The organism is Acinetobacter sp. 22512, from assembly GCF_052044755.1.
In the GTDB taxonomy this organism is placed as follows: Bacteria; Pseudomonadota; Gammaproteobacteria; order Pseudomonadales; family Moraxellaceae; genus Acinetobacter; species Acinetobacter pittii.
In genome coordinates, this window is the sequence record NZ_JBQENP010000001.1 from 199,854 (window position 1) to 224,104 (window position 24,251).

Consider the following 24,251-nt stretch of genomic DNA (forward strand, 5'->3'; position numbering starts at 1 on the left):
TCAGCCTCCTATACTTGATATATACTGCTGTGCTACATGTCGTGCTACTTCATCTTTATTCAAAATAGACTCGATATTATCAGCAACTGAGTTTTCCAATTTTTGCAAAGTATGCTCTACCACTTGTGGGATATTTGTAAATCCAATCTGTTGGTTTAAAAATGCAGCAACGGCAACCTCATTTGCAGCATTTAAAATAGTAGGTGCCAGCCCTCCTGAACGCATTGCCTGACGGGCTAAATCCAGTGCTGGAAATTTCTGGATATCCGGTGCTTGAAAATTAAGCTGAGAATACTCAAATAAATCTAAAGCAGGAACATTAGTCTGTAAACGTTCTGGCCATGCTAATGCATGGGCAATCGGTGTACACATGTCTGGATTACCCATTTGAGCCAATGTTGAACCGTCAACATATTGCACCATAGAATGAATAATACTTTGTGGATGAACAACAACTGTAACAAAATGTTCAGATATTGAAAACAAATGACACGCCTCGATCAACTCTAACCCTTTATTCATAAGAGTAGCTGAGTCAACTGAGATTTTCTGTCCCATAGACCAGTTGGGATGCTTACAAGCCTGCGCAGGAGTAACTTTTTCTAACTGTTCTAACGAATGGTTTAAAAATGGTCCACCTGAAGCGGTCAATAAGATTCTTGATACGCCCTGTTGCGGTTGTCCATTTCTTTCAGCCTCTAAATAATTATGAGGTAATGACTGAAAAATAGCGTTGTGTTCTGAATCTACCGGTAATAATAATGCCTGATGATCACGTGCTGCTTGCATCATGATTTCACCAGACATGACCAAAGCTTCTTTATTAGCAAGCAATACGCGTTTACCAGCTTTTACAGCCGCTAATGTTGGTAATAAACCAGCTGCTCCAACAATTGCAGCCATAACTACATCAACATCTGGATGAGATGCGATACTTACCAGCCCTTCCTGATCAGTCAAAATTTCAATATTTTGTAATTCACTCTTTACAAATAAAGCTGCTAATTCGTCAACTTTTTGCTTTGGAACAACTACAACTTTTGGTTGGAATTGTTTACATATGTCAACCAATTCAGAAATTCGACTATGAGCTGAAATTGCAAATACTGAATACTTATCAGGATGTTGATTTAAAATTTTTAAGGTACTTTGCCCAATGGAACCGGTTACACCCAATATGCAAACAGATTGTGTCATTTATAAATCTACACCAATAAGTTTTAATATATACATTCCCGTTGCAAAGATCGGGGCTGCAGCAAGTAAAGAATCAATACGATCTAAAACACCACCATGACCAGGTAGTACACGTCCAGAATCTTTAATACCAGCACGACGTTTAATCATTGACTCAAATAAATCACCCAACACTGAACCGAATACTGTAATCAGTGACAAGATAAGAAACAGAATTTGCTGAATTAAAGTTAAATTTAGATACTGATATTGCACAACCAACATTACCAGTATGGTCGTGACAATACCACCATACAAGCCTTCTACTGATTTGTTCGGACTAACGGTTGGAGCTAATTTTCTTTTACCAAATTTACGACCAACAAAGTAAGCACCACTATCTGCACCCCACACGAGTAAGAACAGATACATTAACCACCATGGCGAACTTTGCCAAACAACAAAAATTGAAGTTACCGCAGCACAAACTAAAATAATGCCAATTACATATAGAGTAGCGTTATACCACCCATCAAATTCAGGAAAAGATTTGACCCAATAAACGCTTACAAGCCAAGTCAAAATTGAAGCTGACCACAAAAGTAATGCAATATCATGGAAAAATAGAGCAACGCCCGAAACGAATGCAACAAGCAGACCGTAGCACCAAGCTTTTGGCTTTACAGCATTTACAGTTTCATGGGGCATTAATTTATACCATTCATACCCCGCAACCCCTGCTGCTACAATCATAAGAACCAACATTGGATAATGTGATTGCGTAGCAAACATACAGCCTAAAACAACTGCGACAAGTACCAATGCGGTAACAATCCGCTCTAACATTATAAGTTCTCTATTTTCTCTTGCTGAATTTGTTCAGATGTTTTGCCAAAACGACGCTCACGCCCTGAAAAAACATTCAATGCATGATCGAATTCTTGTACTGTAAATTCTGGCCATAAAGTATCAGTAAAATACAGTTCAGCATATGCTGCTTGCCATAACAAGAAATTAGATATGCGATAATCTCCACCTGTACGGATCAATAAGTCCACAGCTGGCAGATCGTTTAGACTGACATATTTTTCGAACAAATCAACATTTATTTGATCAGCACCAAATTCACCACGGGAAACCGCTTCAGCAACTTGTTTTGCTGCATTTGCAATATCCCACATCCCGCCATAGCTCACAGCAATAGTTAAGGTCATAGTGTTATGGTGTGCTGTCTGTTGCTCTGCATCTTCCATTAAGACAACTAGGTGTGACGGTAATCTGGAACGATCACCGATGAAACGCAAAGCAATATTAAATTTCTTCATGCGAGGTATTTGCTCATGAATAGTTTCTTCAAGAAGCTTCATAAGCAGATCGACTTCAAATTGTGGTCGATTCCAGTTTTCGCTTGAAAATGCAAACACCGTTAAAGCACGAATACCTGTTTTTTTACAATGTTCAACGATAGGATCAAGAACATTTTTACCCTCTCGATGCCCATCACCTTTTTGCATTTGATTTTTTTTTGCAAAGCGGTTGTTGCCATCCATGATGATGGCAACATGCTTAGGAAGATGATACTCTTCTGAATCGGTCATAAAATTTAGACCTTCATCAATTCTGCTTCTTTCGCTGCAAGACGCTTGTCTACTTCTGCAACATATTTGTCAGTGATTTTCTGGATATCATCACCTGCACGGCGCTCATCATCTTCAGAGATTTCTTTCTCTTTTAATAATGCTTTGATATCACCTAATACATCACGACGAATATTACGAATTGCAACTTTTGCATTTTCAGCTTCGCTACGCGCAATTTTTTGCATATCACGACGTGTTTCTTCAGTTAATGCAGGTAAAGGTACACGAATTGCATCCGCAGTAATCGGGTTTAAACCAAGATCACTCTCACGAATTGCCTTATCAATAGCTGAAACCATTGTACGTTCAAATGGCTGAACAAGAAGTGTACGAGAATCTTCAACCCCAACGTTTGCCACTTGATTTAAAGGCACATCAGAACCGTAGTAAGGAACCATTACCCCATTTAAGATTGATGGGTGTGCACGGCCGGTACGAACTTTAGCAAACCCTAGTTCCAAAGACTCAAGAGTTTTCAACATACGCTGTTCGCTGTCTTTTTTCAGATCGTTAATCATATGATCTACCTTACTTATTTATTCAAGGATGTTTTAACAAATTTAATTTAGCGCTAGTATAAAGAGCTTTCGTCAACACGTACATTATTTAGTAACGCGTGTACCTTCTTTTTCGCCCATGACTACTGACAATAGCGCGCCTGATTTATTCATATCAAAAACTTGTAATGGCACATTATGGTCACGACATAAACAAATAGCTGTCAAATCCATAACACCAAGTTTTTCGTCTAATACTTGATCAAAGGTTAAATGATCATATTTAACTGCATCTTCGTATTTACTTGGATCTTTATTATATACGCCATCTACTTTGGTCGCTTTTAGAATTAAATTTGCTTCAATTTCAATTCCGCGTAAGCAAGCTGCCGTATCAGTCGTAAAGAATGGATTTCCTGTACCAGCAACAAAAACACAAACTTCACCTTGACTCAAGTGACGAATCGCATCACGACTTGAATAAGACTCCACTACTGTACCAATTGGTAATGCAGACATAAGGCGAGTTCTGATATTACGGCGAACTAATGCATCACGCATAGCCAAACCGTTCATTACAGTTGCAAGCATACCCATTTGATCGCCTGTTACACGACCAACCAAGCCATCCTTTTGCAACTGACTACCACGATACAAGTTACCGCCACCAACAACGATACCCACTTGCACACCCAAGCCAACTAAGTGAGCAATTGAAAGGGACATTTGGTCAAGAACTTGGGCATCAATACCCATGTCTTTGTTACCTGATAATGCTTCACCAGATAGTTTTAATAAAATGCGTGAATAACGGGGGCTAATTGTTTCCGCCATGAGTTTGCTCCAAAACCTCTTAAACTGAATGCTTTTTTTGAATCGTTATCGATTAAACCGACTTAATTTTAATTAACTTTGCAAATAAGTCGTATTCATCCGCATCGGTGATTTCGACTTCCAACATATCGCCTAGTTGAATAATGCTCTTATCGATATCTTCTACAAAGACATTACCGTCAATTTCCGGAGCATCGGCATAAGAACGTGCAACAGCAACAGGATATTCATCTTCCAAACTATCGACTAACACAGTCATCGTTTGACCAATACGTTTTTGCAACTTAGCAGCAGAAATTTGTTGCTGCACTTGCATAAAGCGCTCGTAACGCTCTTGCTTAATTTCTTCAGGCACATGATCGGGTAAATCATTTGCCGTAGCGCCTTCTACTGGTGAGTAGGTAAAGCAGCCAACACGATCAAGTTCAGCTTCAACTAACCAATCGAGCAATATTTGAAAATCTTCTTCAGTTTCGCCTGGGAAACCCACTACAAATGTAGAACGAATCACAAGATCCGGGCATTTTTCACGCCACAATTTAATTTTTTCGAGTGTATTTTCACTGTGAGCCGGACGCTTCATTAACTTAAGAATACGCGGGCTTGCATGTTGGAATGGAATATCAAGATATGGCAGAATTTTACCTTGTGCCATTAAGTCAATAACCGCATCAACATGTGGGTATGGATAAACATAATGTAAGCGCACCCAGATACCAAGTTGGCCTAGTGCTTCACACATATCAAAGAATTTTGTTTTAACAGGCTGGCCATTCCAGAAATCAAGTTTGTACTTGGTATCTACACCATAAGCTGATGTATCTTGCGAAATAACCAAAATTTCTTTAACACCTGCTCTTTTAAGCGCAGCAGCTTCTTCCAGTACACTTCCAACTGGACGCGATACTAGATCGCCACGCATACTTGGGATAATACAGAAGGTACAACGATGGTTACATCCTTCAGATATTTTTAAATAGGCATAATGTTTTGGTGTTAAGCGAATTCCTTGTTCAGGAACCAAATCAACAAACGGGTTGTGTTTAGGTGGTGCTGGTACATATTCATGTACAGCTTCCATTACATCTTGATAAGCTGCTGCACCAGTAACCTTTAAAACGTTTGGATGCATTTGACGAATTTTGTCTTCGTCTTTACCTAAGCATCCAGTAACGATTACTCGACCATTTTCACTCATGGCCTCGCCAATTGCATCTAGCGACTCTTGTACCGCAGATTCGATAAAACCACAGGTATTAACAACAACTAAATCAGCACCATCATAATCTGATGCAACTTGATAACCTTCAGTCTTTAACTGAGTTAAAATTCGTTCAGAATCTACCAATGCCTTAGGACAACCTAAAGAAACAAAACCGACTTTGGGGGTCTTCATGAATCTGCGCTCCACTTGAATGCGCGTATTGTATGTCTTTTCTTGTCTCAAGCATAGGTGGAAAGCCTACTCTTTGTGTAATGCACCAAAATACGACCAACATTTGCACCAAAACTCACCTTTGCACCAAGTTGGATCATGTTATTATCTATATTCAAGCCATCAGTTTTGATCAACCGATATAAAGACCGATTTCAGCGCGTTTTTAAATACTTTAAAACTTTAAAATAACCCATAAACAAAGTTGGCGTATATTTTGCATCGTTCATGTTCTATAACGGTGAAAATCCGATAACCAATGAAGATGCCATTGCGCTATTTTAAGACAGGAACGATTCGCTAATGGATCAACACAACCCTATCGACTATCGCCTATTGGTAGACAATTTAACTACTGCGATTTTATTGATCGATAGTAACTTGAATATTTTTTACTTAAATTCTGCCTGCGAAGCACTATTTGACATTAGTTTGCTTCGAGCTTCAGGACAGCCGGTTTTGAATTTACTTCATGCACCGGATGATACTTTTAATACACATGAAGCGTTATTAAACACTATTAAAACGGGTCAACCTTATACTCGTCGAGAAGCGGTTATTAATGTCAACTTTAAAGACCTTCATGTTGATTACACGGTGTCTCAATTGAATGCAGGTAAGAGTTATCATCCATTACTCTTGATTGAGCTCAACCCGATTGATCGTATGTTAAAGATTTCTAAAGAAGAAAATCTGGTACAACAACATCAGGTAGCCAGACAGCTTGTACGTGGCGTTGCGCACGAAATTAAGAACCCACTGGCAGGTATTCGTGGAGCAACTCAATTACTCGCGCGCAGTTTGAATGATAAAAGTTATGCTGAATTTACAGATGTCATTATTAATGAAGTAGATCGTTTAACTAACTTGGCAGATACCATGTTGGGTTCTAGACAACTCCCAAGTTATGAAAATGTTAACGTACACGAGCCTTTGGAGCGAGTGCGTTCACTTATCGCCAACCAGACAAAGAAGAAAATTAAAATTATACGGGATTATGATTTATCTTTACCCGATGTTAATGCCGATCGCGATCAGTTAATACAAGTCATGCTCAACATTAGTGTAAATGCAATTCAAGCCATAACAGAAAACAAAGCATTTTTTATAGATCACGAACCGGAGTTAATTCTACGTACACGTATACAACGTCTTGTCACGATTAACGGTGTACTAAATCGATCTACAGTGCGAGTCGATATAGAGGACAATGGACCAGGCATTCCTGAAAGTATTTTGGAGTCAGTATTCTATCCATTGGTTACTGGACGAGCAAAAGGTACTGGGCTTGGCCTGAGTATTGCACAGAATATTATGCATCAACATAACGGAATGATTGAATGCCAATCTGTTCCTGGAAAAACAATTTTTAGCTTATATTTACCTTGGGAGTCAGACCGTGTCGCGAAATAAAATATGGGTTATTGATGATGATCGCGCCATGCGATGGGTATTGGAAAAGACCTTTAAAGAAGAGGGTTTTGATGTTACCAATTTTGAAGAAGCTCAAACTGCGCTTGAACGTTTGCACCATGATGCTCCCGATGTCATCTTAACTGACATCCGCATGCCTGGAATTGATGGTTTAACTTTTTTATCTAAAGTCAAAAACACTCATCCAGATTTACCTGTCATTATTATGACAGCACATTCTGACTTAGAGTCTGCTGTATCAAGCTATCAAACAGGCGCGTTTGAATATTTACCAAAGCCTTTTGATATTGATGAAGCTTTAGCTTTAGTCAATCGTGCGATCCTGCATATTAATAAACTACAACAGCAAGAAGCTACAAAAACAGCCTCACCTCTTCAATCAACAGAAATTATTGGTGAATCTCCGGCAATGCAGGAGGTTTTCCGTGCTATCGGCCGTTTATCGCAATCTCATATTACTGTTTTAATTAATGGTGAATCGGGTACGGGTAAAGAATTAGTTGCTCATGCTTTACACAAGCACTCCCCACGCCGTGCCAAGCCTTTTATTGCTTTAAATATGGCTGCGATACCAAAAGACTTGATTGAAACCGAGTTATTTGGTCATGAAAAAGGCGCTTTCACAGGGGCAAATACTCAGCATCAAGGCCGCTTTGAACAGGCAAATGGCGGAACACTGTTCCTTGATGAAATTGGTGATATGCCATTTGAAACTCAGACTCGATTGCTTCGCGTACTCGCTGACGGTGAGTTCTATCGTGTAGGCGGACACATTCCCGTTAAAGTAGATGTTCGAATTGTTGCGGCAACGCATCAGGATCTAGAGAAACTGGTAAATGAAGGTCGCTTCCGTGAAGACTTATATCACCGCTTAAATGTGATTCGTATTCACATTCCTAAGCTTGCCCACCGTAGTGAAGATATCCCAATGCTTGCGCAGCATTTCCTTGCGCGTGCAGGTAAAGAGCTTGGCGTAAGTCCAAAAATCTTACGTACCGAGACGACAGACTATATGCAACAGTTACCATGGCCAGGTAACGTACGACAACTTGAGAATACTTGCCGCTGGCTAACTGTAATGATTACGGGCCGCGAAGTTTATCCGGAAGATTTACCTTCTGAGCTCAAACAAGTTCCATTGCAAAAGAATAGTGATTCTAGTCAACCAGCACCTTCATTTGAACGTATTTCTCTACATCATTGGGATGAACTACTAAATCAATGGGCTATTCAAAAGCTTAAAAATGGTGAAATGAAAATTTTGGATATTGCCACACCAATGTTTGAACGCACATTGATTAACGCAGCCTTGCAACAAACACGTGGACGCAAACGTCACGCAGCGGAATTATTAGGTTGGGGTCGCAACACCTTAACACGCAAGTTAAAGGAACTTGGAATGGATTCTGCAGATGATGACGAAGAAGATGAGCACAAGGTTACTCAAACTGAAGCCTAGAAATCTCATTATTTAACTTCAAAGCGGTTAAGTCATTCTTAGCCGCTTTGTTTTTCAATCAGATTTTTGATTAAAATATAATGCAAACATAAGGTTACATCATTAAACCCTTCTACAACCTACACTAAACTTATATTTTCTATTAGTTTATTTTTTGAATTAGCCACTTACTGTTCAGCATATGATCTAAAAAAATGGTTATGACCATCACTAAAGATAGTTTTGCTATACTAGATAAGCAAAGTCAGTTGTTGTTATTAAATTTTATGCATGATTCAGTCCTGGATTCACATCACCTTGCATGTGAGAAACCTCAAACACGCCGCGGTATTGAACGTCGTTTAGCTCTATTGTTAAGCGCGACCGAGCTGTTCCTAGAGAAAGGATATGATGCTGTATCTCTCGATGATATTGTTAATCATGCAGGTGGCTCTAAGGCTTCTATTTATAAATATTTTGGCAATAAAGAAGGACTTTTTACGGCTATATGTGATCATAAACGTGAAATGTTTTTTAAAGACATTTGCATTCCATTCCAACCAGAGAAAAGCACTTTAAGAGAATATCTGATTCAAACACTTAATCGTGTATATATTCATATTATTCAGCCCGAACATGTTGCATTTTTAAGACTTATTATTGAACAGACCGAATGTAACACTGTCCTCATACAATACTTATATGACAAATGGGTACATAATTTACAAAATACACTTACTCAAGCATTAGAGTTTGCGGATAAATCAGGCGAAATTACCTGTAATTCTCCGTATTATTCTTCACTCATGTATTTTGGGATTTTACGAGATATTGAATGGCGTATGATTATGGGTATGCCAGCTCTTCCAGATGAGAAAGAAGCTTTTGATTATATTGAATATTGTGTAGATATTTTCTTAAAAGGCCATCATAAAGTCTAATTCTTTTGCATTTTAAAATGCTTATAGTATAGTAGACTTCTTTTTTCCCACATCCACCCAGCCAACAACAGATAATTGTTATATTTCAAAACGATTATTATGGAGTAGCTACATGGCTCTAAGACATTTCCTAACTTTACGTGATCTATCCACTCTAGAACTTAATCGCATTTTAGAACGCGCAAGCGAGCTTAAAAAAATGCAACATGACAATAAGGTCTACCAGCCTTTTGTTGGTAAAGTATTGGGAATGATTTTTGAGAAATCAAGTACGCGTACACGTATCTCTTTTGAAGCAGGTATTAACCAATTTGGCGGTAGTGCGATTTTTTTATCGCCTCGTGACACACAATTAGGCCGTGGTGAACCAATCGAAGATTCAGCACGTGTAATTTCAAGTATGCTTGATATTGTGATGATTCGTACTTTCGGTCATGACATTGTTGAACGTTTTGCATCTTATTCAAAAGTTCCTGTAATTAACGGCTTAACTGATGATCATCATCCATGCCAGTTACTTGCTGACTTACAAACTTATATTGAACACCGCGGCAGCATTGAAGGCAAAACCGTTGCTTGGATTGGTGATGGTAATAATATGTGTAATTCATATATTGAAGCTGCACACATGATGGGCTTTAAGCTCAAAATTGCATCGCCAAAAGGATATGAACCTAAACCTGAATTTTTAGCCGAGTTTGGTCATTGCGTTGAGCTTTATGACAATGCAGAAGATGCAGCAGTAAATGCTGACCTTATTGTGACTGATGTATGGGCAAGTATGGGCCAAGAAGAAGAGCAAAAACTTCGTGAAAAAGCCTTTGCTGATTTTCAGGTTAACGAAAAATTAATGAGCCTTGCTCACCCAGATTGTTTATTCATGCACTGCTTACCTGCTCATCGCGGCGAAGAAATTTCTGAAACCATGCTCGATTATAAAAATGCAGTCGTATGGGATGAAGCAGAAAACCGTCTCCATGCTCAAAAAGCTTTAGTCGAATTTTTATTAAATGAAAATTTAAAGAAAGCTTAAATTTTGAGTTTAAAAAACAGCATCTTTATGATGCTGTTTTTTATTTTATAAGACTTGTACTCTTCCAGTTAATTATTTTTAAAAATTTGATAACGTTGCCGAATATATAAGCAGGCTGTATTTTAACTATTCTCTAGAATCGTGTATAACATTCTACACAATAAGCTAAGCCTACTCTTGTAGAGTGCGATCATGACAACCCTTGAACAATCATTATCTCAAATTCCCGCATTTTCGATTATTCATGAACATTTATTTAGCTCGGCCCAGCCTTCTGCTGAACAACTAAAATTGATTAAAGAGTTTGGTTGTAGCACAGTCATTAACCTTGCTTTAACTAATGCTTCAAATCATCTTGAAAATGAAGACCGTATTTGTTTAGACCTTGGTTTAAATTATATTCATATTCCAATTGATTGGGAGATGCCTTCTGCTGAGCAGTGCTTATTAGTTTTAGATTTGATTGATCATTTAGTGCAAAATGAAATTATTTGGATACATTGCGCCAAAAATAAACGCGTAAGTTGCCTGATGTATGTCTATAGACAGTTTTATATGAATATGGATATGCCGACTTCTCAGGATTTATTGCACGAAATTTGGGAACCTAATGAGACTTGGACTGGACTCATTCATAATATTACCTTACAGCTACAAGGCCGTAAGGCAACTTTAGAACTTCAACAGTCTTTACAACAGGCAGATCACTTGGTGTGATGAGAAATTAAAACCGTCGCTGTAGCCAAAATTCCTTCTTGACGACCGGTAAACCCGAGTTTTTCGGTTGTCGTTGCTTTAATACTAATTTGATTAATATCTACATTTAGAACGTCAGCAATGCTTTGACGCATTTCCAGATTATGCTTAGCTAATTTTGGACGTTCGCAAGCCACCGTAATATCGGCATTATTTAACTGATAACCACGATCTAAGATCAATTGATAAACATGCTTTAACAATACTCGGCTATCTGCGCCTTTGTATTCTGGGTCAGTATCAGGAAAATGTTGTCCAATATCTCCAAGCGCTAAAGCACCTAATAAAGCATCACATAGCGCATGAAGTACAACGTCACCGTCAGAATGTGCTTTCAAACCATGTGTATGTGGAATTTGAATACCCGCCAATGTAACGAAGTTCCCCTCTTCAAAGGCATGTACATCCATTCCTTGTCCAATACGAATCTGAGCAACCATATAAATTATTACCTTCCATAAAAACTTAAGAAATCTTGTATTCAGCCGTTCTGTTTCGCTATAGTACACCTAGCAAAGTAGACTGAAAGTATAAGCGATCATGCTGTCTAATACTGATATGAATCAATTGAAAAGATTAAGTTTTGTCGTGACACTGAGTTGTTTATGTTCACCTCTTGTCTTTGCAGAATCAATAGACTGTTCCAATACTGGAGCTGAGCTTAAAATCTGTTCAAAAACATTTAGTGAATCCAGAAAGCAACTCAATAATAAATATCTTTCTGCATATTTAGTTACTGATGCCCCCTTACAGCTTTTACAGGATACACAAAAGTTATGGTCTAAACATACTCAGCAATGCAAGAGTAATACATGTATTCAACAACAGTTTGATTTACGTACTGATGACTTAAATTTTTATGCTTCACTTAAGCAAACGCTTACCCAGCATTATCTTAAGTTTGAAAATGGACATATAGCAGCTCAGCCTGTACACATTCAAGTCCATCAGCTCGCGAAAGATAAAATTAAGATTGAAGGGATAGCATACCGCAATCCAAATAACCGCAAAGAAACTCAAACGATCTCATTGATGGCCTATAGTTCACCTGAACAAAAAAGTGAAATTTTAGACAATGAGCACAACTGTAAATATCAGTTTAATTTTCAAAAAGCTTTACTTAATGTGAAAACTCAGCAAAAAGGCTGTGAACGTTTTAGCGGAATCTACCGCCTATATGATTAACGCTTAAAATAAAAGCCAGTGTTTGAACACTGGCTTTTTACTTTCTACGCTGGATATTTTTGAGCAATATCCTGACCGACTAAAACTGCGGTTGCCGCAGACAAAGTCCAACCTAAATGCCCATGCCCTGTATTATAAAAAACACGAGGTTGTTTAGATTGCTTAACAACAGGCAGCATATTCGGCATCATTGGTCTTAACCCTGCCCAAGGCACCACATGCTCAGTTGAAATATCAAAGTTACGATTAACCCAATTCACTAATGGTTGAATACGATCAGCCCGTATGTCGCGGTTATAGCCATTAAACTCAGCAGTCCCTGCCACACGCAGTCGATCTTTACCTAAACGAGAAGTCACAATTTTTGCACTTTCATCTAGTAAACTCACCCAAGGAGCATTCTTTACGCTGTGCTCATCTTTTAATTGCACGGTAATTGAATAACCTTTTACTGGATACACATTTACTCGCTCACCAATCATATCGGCAAGTTGATAACTCCCTACACCACCACAAACAACAAGTACATCACCTTCTAGCTGAATGTTATCGGACTCAACCAGATAAGGATGCTCAGCACTTGGTTGACAAGTTACGACTACTTTATCTGCGCCGCACTTAATATCCATAACTTCTAGGCCGAACTTATATTGAACGCCATATTCTTTAGTCTTCTCAGCCAAAGAGGTTGAATATTTATGAATATCACCCGTCGCATCACTTGGCGTGTAATAGCCGCCGAAATAGTCACCTGTCAAAGATGGCTCTATTGTTTTCATTTCATCAGGTGAAACCGAATAGCGTTCCAATGTACCTTTGTTCAATACGTTATTAACTTGTTTAGCAATCTCGTAGTCAGCCTTACTGTGATACATATGGAGGATTCCACGTTTCTCCAAATCAAACTCAAGCTGCTCTTTTTCAGCAACTTCAAACAAACGCTTACGAGCGAGTAATGCCAAACGGACCGTCTCAATCGTATTCGCTTCATAGTTTTTAATATGTGATAGAAATTCAACTAGCCAACTATACTTATGCAGACTAAATGAAGGGTTCAACAATAGAGGAGCATCTTTTTGTCTCATCCATTTAAAGCCTTTAATCACGGTGGCTTTTTGGTTCCATACTTCGGCGTTACAAGCCGATAATTGCCCTCCATTGGCAAATGATGTTTCCATTGCAGGATATAAATGTCGATCAATCACTGTGACTTGATAACCCAGTTGCGATAATTCATAAGCAGAGGTAACCCCTGTGATTCCCGCACCTATCACAATAACATGTGGCATAACAGACTCCTCAGAAATGCAAAAACATTTCATCAGTACAGCCCATCTGTCATTGGTACCTGAGAGTTTTGACCCCAACGTTACCTTTTAACGTTTAGATCTTCCCCTTCGGTGAGTTTATAATTTATAAGTTATTGTTTTCCATTCTTATAAATCTAAGCTTCTCTCCAGATTTTTTAATTATTACAGTCCTTTTGCCTGAGAGTTTCCGGGCTTGTTGCTCCTTCGGCGGGTTCTTAATGAACCTCTCTCCCGCAATAATTTTGTATTTATATAAGCAATGTATCTGCCACATTGAAAAAAACGCATTCTTTTCTTGTAAACTTTTGTATAAGCAATCTTAAAATTATAAGGCACTGATTTAATTAGAAAATAAAAAAGGTGAATTTTTATAAATTCACCTTTTACACTTAAATTAGAGTTTTCCGTTGAGCACTTGGTCTGAAACCGTACCCTTCCATTGCTCACGCAAGGTTGGTAAGTAGAATTTCTCACCAATAGTGACCAGTTCAGCATCAATCAATGCATGAACTTCGTGCATAAAAATATAATCCAAAGCAACTAAAGAAAGCTGATGGTTCTTTTGGGCTGTTTTCTTACGTTTTACCTGTGCTTGTTTCACTAACTCATTTGCAAAGTTTTTATCTTTGTAAGCAGTAATTGCGTTTAAACGAAGCTCAATAACGCCCCATCCCGCTAATAGCTTTTTAAAAACTTCAAAATCTTTTGAGGTTGATTCCCACGTTACGTTTTCTAGATCATTATCTTCAGGTAAAACTGGTAATAATAAATCCGCTGTACTTGGGAAAATCTTTTTAAGATTTAACAGAAACTTAACCGGCTGATCACTAGGATAATCATTAAATTGCACGTGTTGCTGGGTATCTGTTAAATAAATAGAGAGCATTCAAAAATCCTTAACTAAGCAGCTGTTTTTAATAATTTTATCTCTAACTTTGCGAAATACATGCAAAACAAAAAACAATATAAAAACAGGACAAGGTGGGCATTTTAACAATTATGACGGCTTATTCAACGCCAATTCGCCATTAATTAGTGAAAGTTTCAGTCTTTGTGATAAAAAGCTCTCCGAAGAGAGCTTAACTTTAAATAGAACATCAAAAATCCGTTGTAATTCTTGGTTTCGGTTAACCTTGATATTGATCAACTTTATAATTTGGCTGATCTACAAGCAGTTCAATAAAAGACGGAATAGAGGTAGTGTTAAGCAGATAAGGATTAAACTCATCAACATGATGATAATGAAAGAACTCTTTTATTTTCGTGTTAATGGGAGCAAATTTCATACTCCAATGTTTAAATAGCCGTTGTTCGGATGGTTCTGAAAAGATGATTTCACAGTTCTGATGTCTCGAATCTTTCAAAATTAATTTATAAAATAGCGATTCGACCTGTTCTTTCTCACCTTCCAAATACTGCAAGAAGTATCCATTACCATAGTAAAGCACTCCTGTAATATCATTATGTGAATTGAATTTGACAGCTTCTGTGAGAATATCAATTAAATCTTGTTTTATTTGACTATGTTCACTATTGGTTTTACTTGCATACATAAAGCCTATTAAACTCATAGCGATACTCGAAGATAGATTTTAATGTCCATTCTGACATCTACCCTCTCTTCTTACAATGTAAGCTATTTAAAACCTTGTATTTCAAAAGTAAAGATTATTTTCTTTTTGAAAATGACAAACTTTAACAACCCGAAATCTTTTGTAAATTAATGCCAACCTAACAAGCTAATTAGACACTATTAATTTTAGTACAATTGAAAATTATCTTTAATGTATGGATGTCTAATGGAGAATCATGAAGTTATTCTTCAAGACGAACATCATAAACAGTTTAAGATTATTAAAGTTCAAGATGTTCGTTTTGATAAGAGTACCCTTAACAATAGCTACCAATGGTTATGGATATTTGATCATAGTTCAGAGTTTTTTCCATTTGAGTTATGGGATCAGCTTGATCATGCAACCATTCACCAAAAGATCAAACTTGGTAATCAAGTTTTCAGGATTATTAAGATTCTGACGAAGAAAACAAAAGTTAGGCCCTCATGAAAGATAAGTACTTAACCAAGTTAAAATCACTGTAACCAATGCTTTTGGCTGTTCCATCGGAATCATATGACCAGTATTTTTAATTATCTCAAGCTTTGCATGTCGCAATTGATCTAATAATTCTATGGCTTCTTCCTTAGAGCGCAGTTGGTCATCAGCGCCAGAAATAATTAAAGTTGGACATGTGATTTTGCTCATATCATAAGAACTTCTATCTAACATAGATTGTTTAACGAATTCTTCATAACCTAAAGCTTTCCCCATCTCTTGGATTCTTTTTACAAGAGTACGATTCTGCACATTTGATGGATGAAGTGTTTTTTCAATCGATATTGAGCTTAGCCCATGGAAATTTTTCCTAGAGTTAAGTTTAATTGCAGTTAACTTTTGATTTTTCTGCTCTTCTGTATCTGAGCGTAGTGAAGACGCTATTAAAACAAGCGCCTTAACTTTTTCAGGAAATTGCTCCACTATAGATCTGGCGATATATCCTCCAAGTGAGAATCCAATCAGTACAAAGCTTTCCGGCGCATTTTCAACAATTTTTTGAGCAATTTCTTTTATTGTTTTTCCTTCTTTTAAAGTAGCTCGAGATATATTCCACTCTTTAGGCATTTCATCTATGAGTTCATTCCAGAGAGATTCATCAAGCATATAACCAGGAATTAAAACAACTGAAAGTGTCTTTTGATTCATAAGTTTTTTAATACCTTACTTGTAAATTATAGCTAACAGCATTTTATGCTAATAAAAAATCTATAATTAGAATATTGAAGTAAAAAATAAAATCACTATATAAATTAAACAGAAATAACTGTGGAAGCACGCCAGACTAAAACATTCCCTTTTTATGCTTGAGAAGGAGGTACACATGAAAGTTAGAGCATCACGTACGTATTCCGCTTCAGCAAATAATTATTTTATTTCTAAGGAATATGATTGTACTGTTATTCCTGTAAAAGGAATGTGTTTTATAGACTCTGGTTTAACTGAGAGTGGAGTGATTGAACCAGTAGAGATTATTGAAGTGACTATAGAACCAGAATCTAACTCATATCATGTTCTTTTAGCACGCGATATACATGAGTACGAAAAAGAAGAGCTAAAAAAGAAGTTTGAAGCTATGAAATCTCATGGTTGGGAATACATAGACGGCTTACTTTGATATTTTCTAATTTCAAGATACAAGCTAAATCCTTCCACCCCAAAAGAGCCCTCATTTGAGGGCTTTTATATAAATATTAGCGCGTACACTTTTATTAATGATTTATCTGTATATACAGATAATAGAGTGCACAGCATATTGTATGCTTAAAGATTTTAAACATATTTAGCTAAGAAGTTTATTCACATTCTTTTCAATTAATTTTTTGCTTTGGTTATTAAGTATATAAAAGTATCCAATCAATCCAAAGAATATGACTGCATAAATTATGACAATCCAAATATATTTAAATATATTATCGAACAACATATGATTTAAGACATCTACATCAATATTGATACCAAAGTTATGTACATATCGACTTAAGAATAATGCAATACAATAAATCAATATTGGAACCGCAAGAACTCCTGTCCATATATTGATTTTATTTTTCTTAACTTTTAGTTTTTCAAAATCATCTTCTCCAAAATATTTTTCAACTTCAATAATTTGCTTATTCAAATCATCTTTTAATGATATAGGTAATCTGTTGTCTTTAATATGATATTGAATGTTTTTCAAGATTTCTGCACTTTCTAATGCCTCACCTAAAATTGTTAAATTTCCCATAGAAAAACCAGAATGTAATTAGTAAAACCATGGATTTTAAGGCAAATTTTATGATTAAAAGCACTTTTTAACACAAAAGTAATAAATTGAGCTGAGTTAAAAAATATTCAAAAGAAATACGAGAAGCCGAAAATGTTCCAAAGATTACTAAACATAGCTTCCTCTCACTATATTTCTCAATTTTTTAAACACTATGAGAACGACTGAACTTTTATCCTGAACTATAAGATTATCAAAAGCCAAATTTTAATAGGAGTTAAGTATTCGAATTATTAAAATAAAAAGGCACTTTCGAAATAGCTCCAAAGTGCCTTTCTATTGATTGAGATTCTAAAAATATCTTTATTTTTAGATAGATTACTTACTATTTGGGGAAACCATCTTTTCAGGTTTAACTACTTCGTCAAATTGTTCCGCTGTAACCAAACCAAGCTCAACAGCAACCTGCTTCAACGTTTTATTTTCTTTATAAGCAGTCTTTGCAACTTTTGCAGAATTTTCATAGCCGATTACTGGATTTAAAGCTGTAACTAGCATCAGAGAATTATGCAAGAAGTGATCAATCTTATCGCGATTAGGCTCAATTCCCACCGCGCAGTGATCATTAAAGCTATTACATGCATCACCAAGTAACTGAATAGATTGCAATAAGTTATAAGCAATCACTGGCATAAAGACGTTTAATTCGAAGTTACCTGAAGCACCTGCTACGTTAATGGTCGTATCATTTCCAAGCACTTGCGCAACAACCATGGTCATTGCTTCACTTTGTGTTGGGTTTACTTTCCCAGGCATAATGCTTGAACCAGGCTCATTTTCTGGAATACGGATTTCACCAAAACCACAACGAGGTCCACTTGCCAGCCAACGAATATCATTCGCGATTTTGTTTAAGCTTACAGCCAAAGTTTTTAATGCACCTGATGCAAAAACAGCGGCGTCCCGTCCTGCTAGAGCTTCAAATTTATTGGGTGCAGTTACAAAAGGTAAACCTGTGAGTAATGCAAGCTGAGCTGCTGCTTTTACTGCATAGTCGGGATGTGCATTTAATCCTGTACCTACCGCTGTGCCACCTAATGGCAACTCATATAAGCCACTCAAAGCTTGTTGTAGTCGAACCAATCCATGCTCAAGCTGTGATACATAGCCACTAAATTCTTGACCTAAGGTTAATGGAGTAGCATCTTGCAAATGGGTACGGCCAATTTTGACAATATCCTGAAACTCATCTGACTTTTTTTGCAAAGTCGCTTTAAGCTGCTCTACAGCAGGAATGAGCAACTCGTTAATTTGTAAACTTGCTGCCACGTGAATGGCCGTTGGAAATGAGTCATTTGTTGATTGAGCACGATTGACATGATCGTTTGGATGTACTGGCTTTTGAGCACCTAAAGCTTGCCCTAATTTCTGGTTTGCAATATTGGCAATCACTTCGTTACAGTTCATGTTGCTTTGCGTACCAGAACCTGTTTGCCAGACAACTAAAGGAAATTGGGAATCCCACTTGCCATCAATGACCTCTTCAGCAGCACCCACAATATATTGACTCAAATCTTGTGGTAGTTGTTCAAGTTCAGCATTGGTTATTGCAGCAGCCTTTTTTACAAAACCCATCGCTCGAATCATGGCACGGGGTAATCGTTCTTGCCCGATTTTAAAGTTCTGTAAGCTGCGTTGAGTCTGTGCCCCCCACAATGCTTCATTTGGAACTTCAATCTCACCCATAGTGTCATGTTCAATTCGTGTTTGCATAGAAACCTCGGTTATCTCAATAAAGAACTCACGGGCTGAAGCAAGTGTTTGCTCTGGCTAGTTAATTTTGAATATCGTACTCAAGCATACCAGTATTGTAAATAAGAATCATTATCTTATCTTCCATTTAAAGTATTTTGATAGAAGCGCCATTCATCTTCGATCATTTGTTTTAATGGGCGCTTCGGTGTCCATTGCAATAAGGTTTTTGCTTTCTCAATATTAGCGCCAACTTGATCTAACTCGACATGTTTATAAATTGCTGATTGTGTAGGAACTTCAGCTTGAGTGACTTGTGAAATTTCATCGAGTAATTGACGAATTGAATGAACTTGGTCATGTGCAATATTAAATGCTTCACAACAATGCGTTTGTTCACGCAGCCAATGTAAGCTCGCAATGACGGCTTCACATAAATCTAAAACATGTAAAAAACTACGTTCAGTCGTATGATCTGACGTTTCAGCTTGATCTTGTAATTCAATTAAATCACGCTGCATTGCTGCGACTTGCATCGCAAGCGGAACAATATTTTTAGGGAGCTGAGCGACATACTCTCCGAGTACCCCATGTTCAAATGCACCTACGATATTAGACAATCGTAAAATCGCAATTTTCCACTCATGGTCAATTTTATAAGTATCACGGATAATTTCTTCAATCATCTGTTGAGACTTAATGTAGGGATTAGGATAAGCATAATTAAATTCTTCTGTTTCACTCAATTGCAAGCCAGATTTCCCATAAGCTGCAAGGCTAGACAGATGAATGAAGTGACGAACACCTGTACGTTGCATGGCACGAAGCAAACTCATGATACAACTAACATTATCATTATAATATTCAAGAGGTTTAAGGTTAGATTCTTCAATTGATTTGAATCCGGCAGTATGAATAACTGCATCAATTGAATATTGCTCAAACACCTTATTCAGCGCTGGTGTATTGCGTACATCAAGTTTGACAAATGGAACGTACATACCAGAAATAAACTCTAGCCGCTCCAAAGTTTGCAAGGTTGAATTAGCCAAATTATCGACGATTACCACCTCTTGCCCTTGAGCCATTAGACTCAACGCAATGTGTGAACCGATAAAGCCTAAACCACCTGTCACTAAAATCATTGTATACTTACCTTTCTCTTAATGTATCTACGCCCATTTAGACGTATGACCATAGTGAATTCTCAATGAGTACATTACTACTAATTACCTCTGCTCCTACTTCCATTCATGCTTGGCATGCGTTAGGACTTGCTCAGGCACTCAAAAGTAAAAATGAAGACTTCCGTGTATTCTTTTACCAAGATGGCGTGCAGGTTGCTAATGATTTTCAATGGGTTCCTGACGACCAGCGTAATTTAACGCATGAATGGCAAAAGCTTGCGATTCGTCTTCCTGTTTGTGTGAGTGCTGCCCTCGCTCGTGGTATTACAGATGCAGAAAATGCCAGTCGTCATCACCTTACTCATCACAACCTTGCCAAAGACTTTGAACTTGTCGGGTTAGGTGAACTTGCTGATGCAGTACAGTCAGCATCTCGTCTTATTCAATTTTAAGTTACTTTGTTTGCTTAGATTGTTGCTTTTAAAAGGTATATTGTGTGAAATCTGTACTCGTCATTTTAAGCCAAGCCAATTTAACCAGTCTTCAAATCAATGAAAGCCTTTCTGCTACTATGGTTTTAGCAACCTTTGGCTCACCAGTCAAAGTATTATTGAAAGATGCTGCTCTTAGTCTTTTGCAAAATGATTTGAGCTTTGATCAGTTTCGTCAGGCTTTCAAAGTGGCCTCAAATATGGTCGAAAGTTTTGAGTTCTACGACTTGAGCCCTATTCTGATTGAAAGTAAAAATCAGCAGCATCCTCTTGTACAAAAAACCGAACAAGAAATTGAATTCGTTCAGTTGAATGCTGAGTTTATTCAATCTTTTGATCATGTTCTATATTGGTAGATTAAGGTGTAAGTTTAATGAATCCGTCAACACTTTATCTTGTGCAATCTTCTTACCATGCTACGCCGAAGATTATTGAGGAATTACGCAATCTTTTTCGGGTAGGTGATCAAATTGTTTTTATGGGTGATGCAACGGCACACCTTTCTGCTGAAATGATTCAACCATTTGAATCTGTTTCATGCTTAAGCATCGAAAAAGACTTACTTGATACAGATACTTTATCTCAAGTGAAGGTATTAGATTACGATCAATTTGCTGATCTGGTTTTAACGTTTAATCGCTGTATTTCTCTTAAATAATATATTTAGGCTGGTTTCATGAATTTAGAATTAGACCAAGACGGTCATTTGGTTGATTACACAATCTGGAATCCTGAAGTTGCGCAAGAACTTGCCAAGTCACTTGATCTCGAACTCACCGATTGGCATTTTGAAGTTTTAGCAGCTGTACGTCAGTTTTATCAACAGTTTGGACACTCTCCAGCAACTCGCCCGCTGATTAAATTTTTAATGAAAACGGTCAGTCCAGAGATTAATAATGCAGTTTTACAGCAACAATTTAATACTGGTTTAGTGGCGCGTCACTTAAGTCGTTTAGCAGGGATTCCTAAACCAGCAAATTGCTTATAAAATTAGGTAAACTTTTTGGCAGCAGCGACGCATAAAATAGTTGCTGCTGTAACCACCAACATTGACCAACTTACCTGCTCATGTAACAAGACCGCAGCAATACCTAATCCCATTAAAGGTTGTAAGAGTTGTAGTTGGCTAATAGCAGCAATTCCTCCTTGCGCAAGTCCTTTGTACCAAAAGAAAAAACCAATCAGCATACTAAATAAAGACACATAAATAAGGCCGACCAAAGCTGATGTAGATACGCTCTGAAATGAAGCTGGCATATAGAAAATAGTCAGAAATAGCATAATAGGTAGTGACAAAATTAGCGCCCAACAAATGACCTGCCACCCCCCTATTTTTCTTGAAAGAACACCGCCTTCTGCATAACCAAAGCCACAAAAAATGATCGCCATCAACATATAAAAGTCTCCTATCCCGAGTGAGGTATCACCAGAGACGAAGAATATATAAGCAAATACAACCGCGCTCCCTAAGATTGCAAATATCCAGAAAAATTGATTCGGTTTTTCGCCGCCTCTCAATACAGCAAATATTGCAGTTGCGAGAGGCAAAAGGCTAACAAAAACGATTGAATGAGCCGCATTCATGTATTGGAGAGCAAGCGCTGTAAATAGAGGAAAACCTATCACCACGCCTAAAGCAACGATGGCAAGAGGCCACCAATCTTGTTTGGCTGGTTTTTTTTGTTTTAAAACCAAAATAAGAATAAGGCCTAAAATACCTGCAATTGCCGCACGTGCCGCAGTTAGAAAACCCGGTTCGAACCCCATTACAGCTACGCGTGTTGCTGGTAGTGATCCCGCAAAAATAGCCACGCCAATAAAACCATTCACCCAGCCATTCATAAACCTAGTCATAATTTTCTCCGTCACTATACGAAGAATTTAAGCTGTGCTAAGGTGAATAAACCAGATACAAAGCAGTACAATTTAAAAGAACTGTAATGTATTAATAACCAGTACAGTTCGGATTGTAAGTCAGTGAACCAGAACAAAACCAAAATTGAAATTGTCATTTCAGAGATTGAGCAACAAATAAAAAATCGGTCTTTAATGCCTGGAGCACGCTTACCCTCCGTTCGTAAGTTAGCAAATAATCTTGGCTTTTCTGTATCAACGGTTGTAGAAGCCTATGAAAGATTAATTGCTCTAGGCAAAATCGAATCAAGAAGTGGGTCTGGATTCTATATTGTTGGTCCGCTTGCCCCTCTTTCTTTAAGCGAATTAGGTCCTAAATTAGATCGCTCAGTCGATCCATTATGGATTTCACGCCAATCTTTGGAGGCGAAAGCAGATGTTTTTAAACCCGGTTGCGGTTGGTTACCTGATGACTGGATGCCATTAGATAGTATTCGTAAAGCATTAAGATCGGCTGCAAGAAGCCCAGATGATTGTTTGATGGGTTATTCAACGCCATTAGGACTACCAGCTCTACGTGATTTACTGGCAAGACGCGCTCAAGCAAAAGGTATCAATGCAAATCTTAATCAAGTGCTTTTAACAGACTCAGGAACTCAAGCCATTGATTTAGTGTGCCGATTTTTACTAAAGCCCGATGATGTCGTTCTTATTGATGATCCTTGTTATTTCAACTTTCATGCATTGCTTAAAGTCCATCAAGTCAAAGTTATTGGTATTCCCTACACACCAACAGGCCCTGACTTAAAGGCATTTAAAGAAGCAATTGAGACTTACAATCCACGTCTTTATATCACCAACTCAGGAATTCACAATCCAACTGGTGCGACACTGTCTCTTGCTACAGCCCATCAACTTTTAAAACTCATTGAACAATCCAATTTGATTGTCGTTGAAGATGATATTTTTTCAGATTTTGAATATAGCCCTGCTCCTCGGCTTGCTGCTTTGGATAATCTTTCACGTGTCATTTTTATTGGGAGTTTTTCTAAAACGTTATCAGCATCTATTCGTTGTGGTTATATTATTGCTAAACCAGAATGGATTGATCAGCTCACAGACCTGAAAATTGCCACAAGCTTTTCTCACAATGGTGTATCAGCTGAAGTTTTATTAAGTGCTTTAACAGATGGGTCTTATCGTAAACATATAGAATTATTAAAGGTCCGATTAGCAAAAGCAATGCACGATACCATTACTCAGTTAGGACCTTTGGGTATAAAACCATGGATTAAGCCTCAAGCTGGAATTTTTGTTTGGTGTCATTTGCCAAAGGGAGTTGAAGCTTCAGAAATTGCGAAATATTGTATTAATCATCAGGTTATTCTTGCACCAGGAAACGCGTTTAGCCAAGCTTCCAATGCTGGTCAATTCATACGCTTTAATGTAACACAGTCAAATCATGACCATATCTATAAGACTCTGGCTGATGCGATTCAACTAGAGTCTTTATAATTGATAGTAAGAGA

General features: G+C 37.5%; 28 protein-coding genes and 1 riboswitch. Of the genes, 13 read left to right on the forward strand and 15 right to left on the reverse strand.

The genetic code is table 11. The features are described from left to right. From ispC to rimO, 6 genes are all read right to left on the reverse strand, one after another. The gene (gene ispC, locus ACTJJG_RS00985) at window positions 1–1,197 is read right to left on the reverse strand and encodes a 1-deoxy-D-xylulose-5-phosphate reductoisomerase (protein WP_032055909.1); all 1,197 of its coding nucleotides are present in this window, start codon (window positions 1,195–1,197) and stop codon (window positions 1–3) included. Then, entirely contained in the window at window positions 1,198–2,022 is an 825-nt protein-coding gene (locus ACTJJG_RS00990) for a phosphatidate cytidylyltransferase (RefSeq protein WP_002115701.1), read from the reverse strand. Then, window positions 2,022–2,774 (reverse strand): polyprenyl diphosphate synthase, encoded by a 753-nt coding sequence (gene uppS, locus ACTJJG_RS00995; protein ID WP_032055904.1) that lies wholly within the window; start codon window positions 2,772–2,774, stop codon window positions 2,022–2,024. The genes ACTJJG_RS00990 and uppS overlap by 1 nt, the downstream gene beginning before the upstream one ends. 5 nt (window positions 2,775–2,779) lie before the next feature. Continuing rightward, entirely contained in the window at window positions 2,780–3,334 is a 555-nt protein-coding gene (gene frr / locus ACTJJG_RS01000) for a ribosome recycling factor (protein ID WP_002115638.1), read from the reverse strand. 84 nt (window positions 3,335–3,418) lie between these two features. Continuing rightward, window positions 3,419–4,147 (reverse strand): UMP kinase, encoded by a 729-nt coding sequence (gene pyrH / locus ACTJJG_RS01005; protein WP_000852257.1) that lies wholly within the window; start codon window positions 4,145–4,147, stop codon window positions 3,419–3,421. Between the two features lie 52 nt (window positions 4,148–4,199). Continuing rightward, a complete protein-coding gene (gene rimO / locus ACTJJG_RS01010; protein WP_032055900.1) occupies window positions 4,200–5,543 on the reverse strand; it encodes a 30S ribosomal protein S12 methylthiotransferase RimO in 1,344 nt (447 codons plus the stop codon). Between the two features lie 342 nt (window positions 5,544–5,885). On the opposite strand from rimO, the gene glnL reads away from it, so the two are divergent. The 5 genes from glnL to ACTJJG_RS01035 all read left to right on the forward strand — a co-directional run bounded on the left by glnL (window position 5,886) and on the right by ACTJJG_RS01035 (window position 11,145). Further along, on the forward strand, window positions 5,886–6,995 hold the full coding sequence (gene glnL / locus ACTJJG_RS01015) for a nitrogen regulation protein NR(II) (protein WP_002115631.1): 1,110 nt from the start codon (window positions 5,886–5,888) through the stop codon (window positions 6,993–6,995). Continuing rightward, window positions 6,982–8,475 carry a nitrogen regulation protein NR(I) gene (glnG, locus tag ACTJJG_RS01020; protein WP_002115702.1) on the forward strand — a complete coding sequence of 498 codons (1,494 nt, stop codon included), beginning with the start codon at window positions 6,982–6,984 and terminating at the stop codon, window positions 8,473–8,475. The genes glnL and glnG overlap by 14 nt, the downstream gene beginning before the upstream one ends. A gap of 266 nt (window positions 8,476–8,741) precedes the next feature. Further along, entirely contained in the window at window positions 8,742–9,395 is a 654-nt protein-coding gene (locus tag ACTJJG_RS01025) for a TetR/AcrR family transcriptional regulator (protein ID WP_005803466.1), read from the forward strand. A 112-nt stretch (window positions 9,396–9,507) separates the two neighbouring features. After that, complete coding sequence (gene argF / locus ACTJJG_RS01030; RefSeq protein ID WP_005068890.1) at window positions 9,508–10,428, forward strand: ornithine carbamoyltransferase; 921 nt, start codon at window positions 9,508–9,510, stop codon at window positions 10,426–10,428. Between the two features lie 192 nt (window positions 10,429–10,620). After that, a complete protein-coding gene (locus ACTJJG_RS01035; RefSeq protein ID WP_032055898.1) occupies window positions 10,621–11,145 on the forward strand; it encodes a protein tyrosine phosphatase family protein in 525 nt (174 codons plus the stop codon). Here ACTJJG_RS01035 and ispF read toward each other — a convergent pair. Next, window positions 11,133–11,624: a 2-C-methyl-D-erythritol 2,4-cyclodiphosphate synthase gene (ispF, locus tag ACTJJG_RS01040; protein ID WP_005068887.1), complete on the reverse strand. Its 492-nt coding sequence runs from the start codon at window positions 11,622–11,624 to the stop codon at window positions 11,133–11,135. The genes ACTJJG_RS01035 and ispF overlap by 13 nt on opposite strands. A 100-nt stretch (window positions 11,625–11,724) precedes the next feature. On the opposite strand from ispF, the gene ACTJJG_RS01045 reads away from it, so the two are divergent. Then, window positions 11,725–12,369, forward strand: coding sequence for an A1S_1983 family putative colistin resistance protein (locus ACTJJG_RS01045; protein ID WP_016140721.1), 645 nt, complete (start codon window positions 11,725–11,727; stop codon window positions 12,367–12,369). Window positions 12,370–12,413: 44 nt separating this feature from the next. Here ACTJJG_RS01045 and ACTJJG_RS01050 read toward each other — a convergent pair whose 3' ends face one another. From ACTJJG_RS01050 to ACTJJG_RS01060, 3 genes are all read right to left on the reverse strand, one after another. Then, entirely contained in the window at window positions 12,414–13,658 is a 1,245-nt protein-coding gene (locus ACTJJG_RS01050) for a D-amino acid dehydrogenase (protein ID WP_032055896.1), read from the reverse strand. Between the two features lie 176 nt (window positions 13,659–13,834). Then, window positions 13,835–13,923: riboswitch (glycine riboswitch) on the reverse strand. A 150-nt stretch (window positions 13,924–14,073) separates the two neighbouring features. Then, window positions 14,074–14,565, reverse strand: a complete 492-nt coding sequence (locus ACTJJG_RS01055) for a hypothetical protein (protein ID WP_002115670.1) — start codon at window positions 14,563–14,565, stop codon at window positions 14,074–14,076. A 241-nt stretch (window positions 14,566–14,806) separates the two neighbouring features. Next, window positions 14,807–15,250: a BLUF domain-containing protein gene (locus ACTJJG_RS01060; protein ID WP_032055894.1), complete on the reverse strand. Its 444-nt coding sequence runs from the start codon at window positions 15,248–15,250 to the stop codon at window positions 14,807–14,809. Between the two features lie 228 nt (window positions 15,251–15,478). Here ACTJJG_RS01060 and ACTJJG_RS01065 point away from each other — a divergent pair, with 228 nt between their 5' ends. Next, the gene (locus tag ACTJJG_RS01065) at window positions 15,479–15,742 is read left to right on the forward strand and encodes a hypothetical protein (protein WP_032055893.1); all 264 of its coding nucleotides are present in this window, start codon (window positions 15,479–15,481) and stop codon (window positions 15,740–15,742) included. On the opposite strand, the gene ACTJJG_RS01070 is transcribed toward ACTJJG_RS01065, so the two are convergent. Continuing rightward, a complete protein-coding gene (locus ACTJJG_RS01070; protein ID WP_032055891.1) occupies window positions 15,737–16,438 on the reverse strand; it encodes an alpha/beta fold hydrolase in 702 nt (233 codons plus the stop codon). The genes ACTJJG_RS01065 and ACTJJG_RS01070 overlap by 6 nt on opposite strands. A 175-nt stretch (window positions 16,439–16,613) precedes the next feature. Here ACTJJG_RS01070 and ACTJJG_RS01075 point away from each other — a divergent pair, with 175 nt between their 5' ends. After that, complete coding sequence (locus ACTJJG_RS01075; RefSeq protein WP_002115649.1) at window positions 16,614–16,907, forward strand: hypothetical protein; 294 nt, start codon at window positions 16,614–16,616, stop codon at window positions 16,905–16,907. 165 nt (window positions 16,908–17,072) lie between these two features. Here the strand turns inward: ACTJJG_RS01075 and ACTJJG_RS01080 are convergent, their stop codons facing one another. The 3 genes from ACTJJG_RS01080 to galE all read right to left on the reverse strand — a co-directional run bounded on the left by ACTJJG_RS01080 (window position 17,073) and on the right by galE (window position 20,395). Then, window positions 17,073–17,519, reverse strand: coding sequence for a DUF6097 family protein (locus ACTJJG_RS01080; protein WP_372552700.1), 447 nt, complete (start codon window positions 17,517–17,519; stop codon window positions 17,073–17,075). 357 nt (window positions 17,520–17,876) lie between these two features. Continuing rightward, the gene (gene fumC / locus ACTJJG_RS01085; RefSeq protein WP_017385986.1) at window positions 17,877–19,271 is read right to left on the reverse strand and encodes a class II fumarate hydratase; all 1,395 of its coding nucleotides are present in this window, start codon (window positions 19,269–19,271) and stop codon (window positions 17,877–17,879) included. A gap of 116 nt (window positions 19,272–19,387) precedes the next feature. Continuing rightward, window positions 19,388–20,395, reverse strand: a complete 1,008-nt coding sequence (galE, locus tag ACTJJG_RS01090; RefSeq protein WP_032036542.1) for a UDP-glucose 4-epimerase GalE — start codon at window positions 20,393–20,395, stop codon at window positions 19,388–19,390. Between the two features lie 65 nt (window positions 20,396–20,460). Here galE and tusD point away from each other — a divergent pair, with 65 nt between their 5' ends. The 4 genes from tusD to ACTJJG_RS01110 are packed head-to-tail and all read left to right on the forward strand — an operon-like array spanning window position 20,461 to window position 21,856. Continuing rightward, window positions 20,461–20,829, forward strand: coding sequence for a sulfurtransferase complex subunit TusD (gene tusD, locus ACTJJG_RS01095; RefSeq protein WP_002115623.1), 369 nt, complete (start codon window positions 20,461–20,463; stop codon window positions 20,827–20,829). Window positions 20,830–20,873: 44 nt separating this feature from the next. Next, window positions 20,874–21,224 (forward strand): hypothetical protein, encoded by a 351-nt coding sequence (locus tag ACTJJG_RS01100; protein ID WP_017385985.1) that lies wholly within the window; start codon window positions 20,874–20,876, stop codon window positions 21,222–21,224. Between the two features lie 17 nt (window positions 21,225–21,241). Continuing rightward, a complete protein-coding gene (locus ACTJJG_RS01105; protein WP_039762003.1) occupies window positions 21,242–21,526 on the forward strand; it encodes a hypothetical protein in 285 nt (94 codons plus the stop codon). Between the two features lie 18 nt (window positions 21,527–21,544). Further along, the gene (locus ACTJJG_RS01110) at window positions 21,545–21,856 is read left to right on the forward strand and encodes a TusE/DsrC/DsvC family sulfur relay protein (RefSeq protein ID WP_002115694.1); all 312 of its coding nucleotides are present in this window, start codon (window positions 21,545–21,547) and stop codon (window positions 21,854–21,856) included. Between the two features lie 2 nt (window positions 21,857–21,858). Here the strand turns inward: ACTJJG_RS01110 and ACTJJG_RS01115 are convergent, their stop codons facing one another. Continuing rightward, window positions 21,859–22,722, reverse strand: coding sequence for a DMT family transporter (locus ACTJJG_RS01115; protein ID WP_372552701.1), 864 nt, complete (start codon window positions 22,720–22,722; stop codon window positions 21,859–21,861). A gap of 123 nt (window positions 22,723–22,845) precedes the next feature. Between ACTJJG_RS01115 and ACTJJG_RS01120 the strand changes: the two genes are divergently transcribed. Then, a complete protein-coding gene (locus ACTJJG_RS01120; RefSeq protein WP_032062783.1) occupies window positions 22,846–24,237 on the forward strand; it encodes an aminotransferase-like domain-containing protein in 1,392 nt (463 codons plus the stop codon). The last annotated feature ends 14 nt before the right edge of the window (window positions 24,238–24,251 follow it).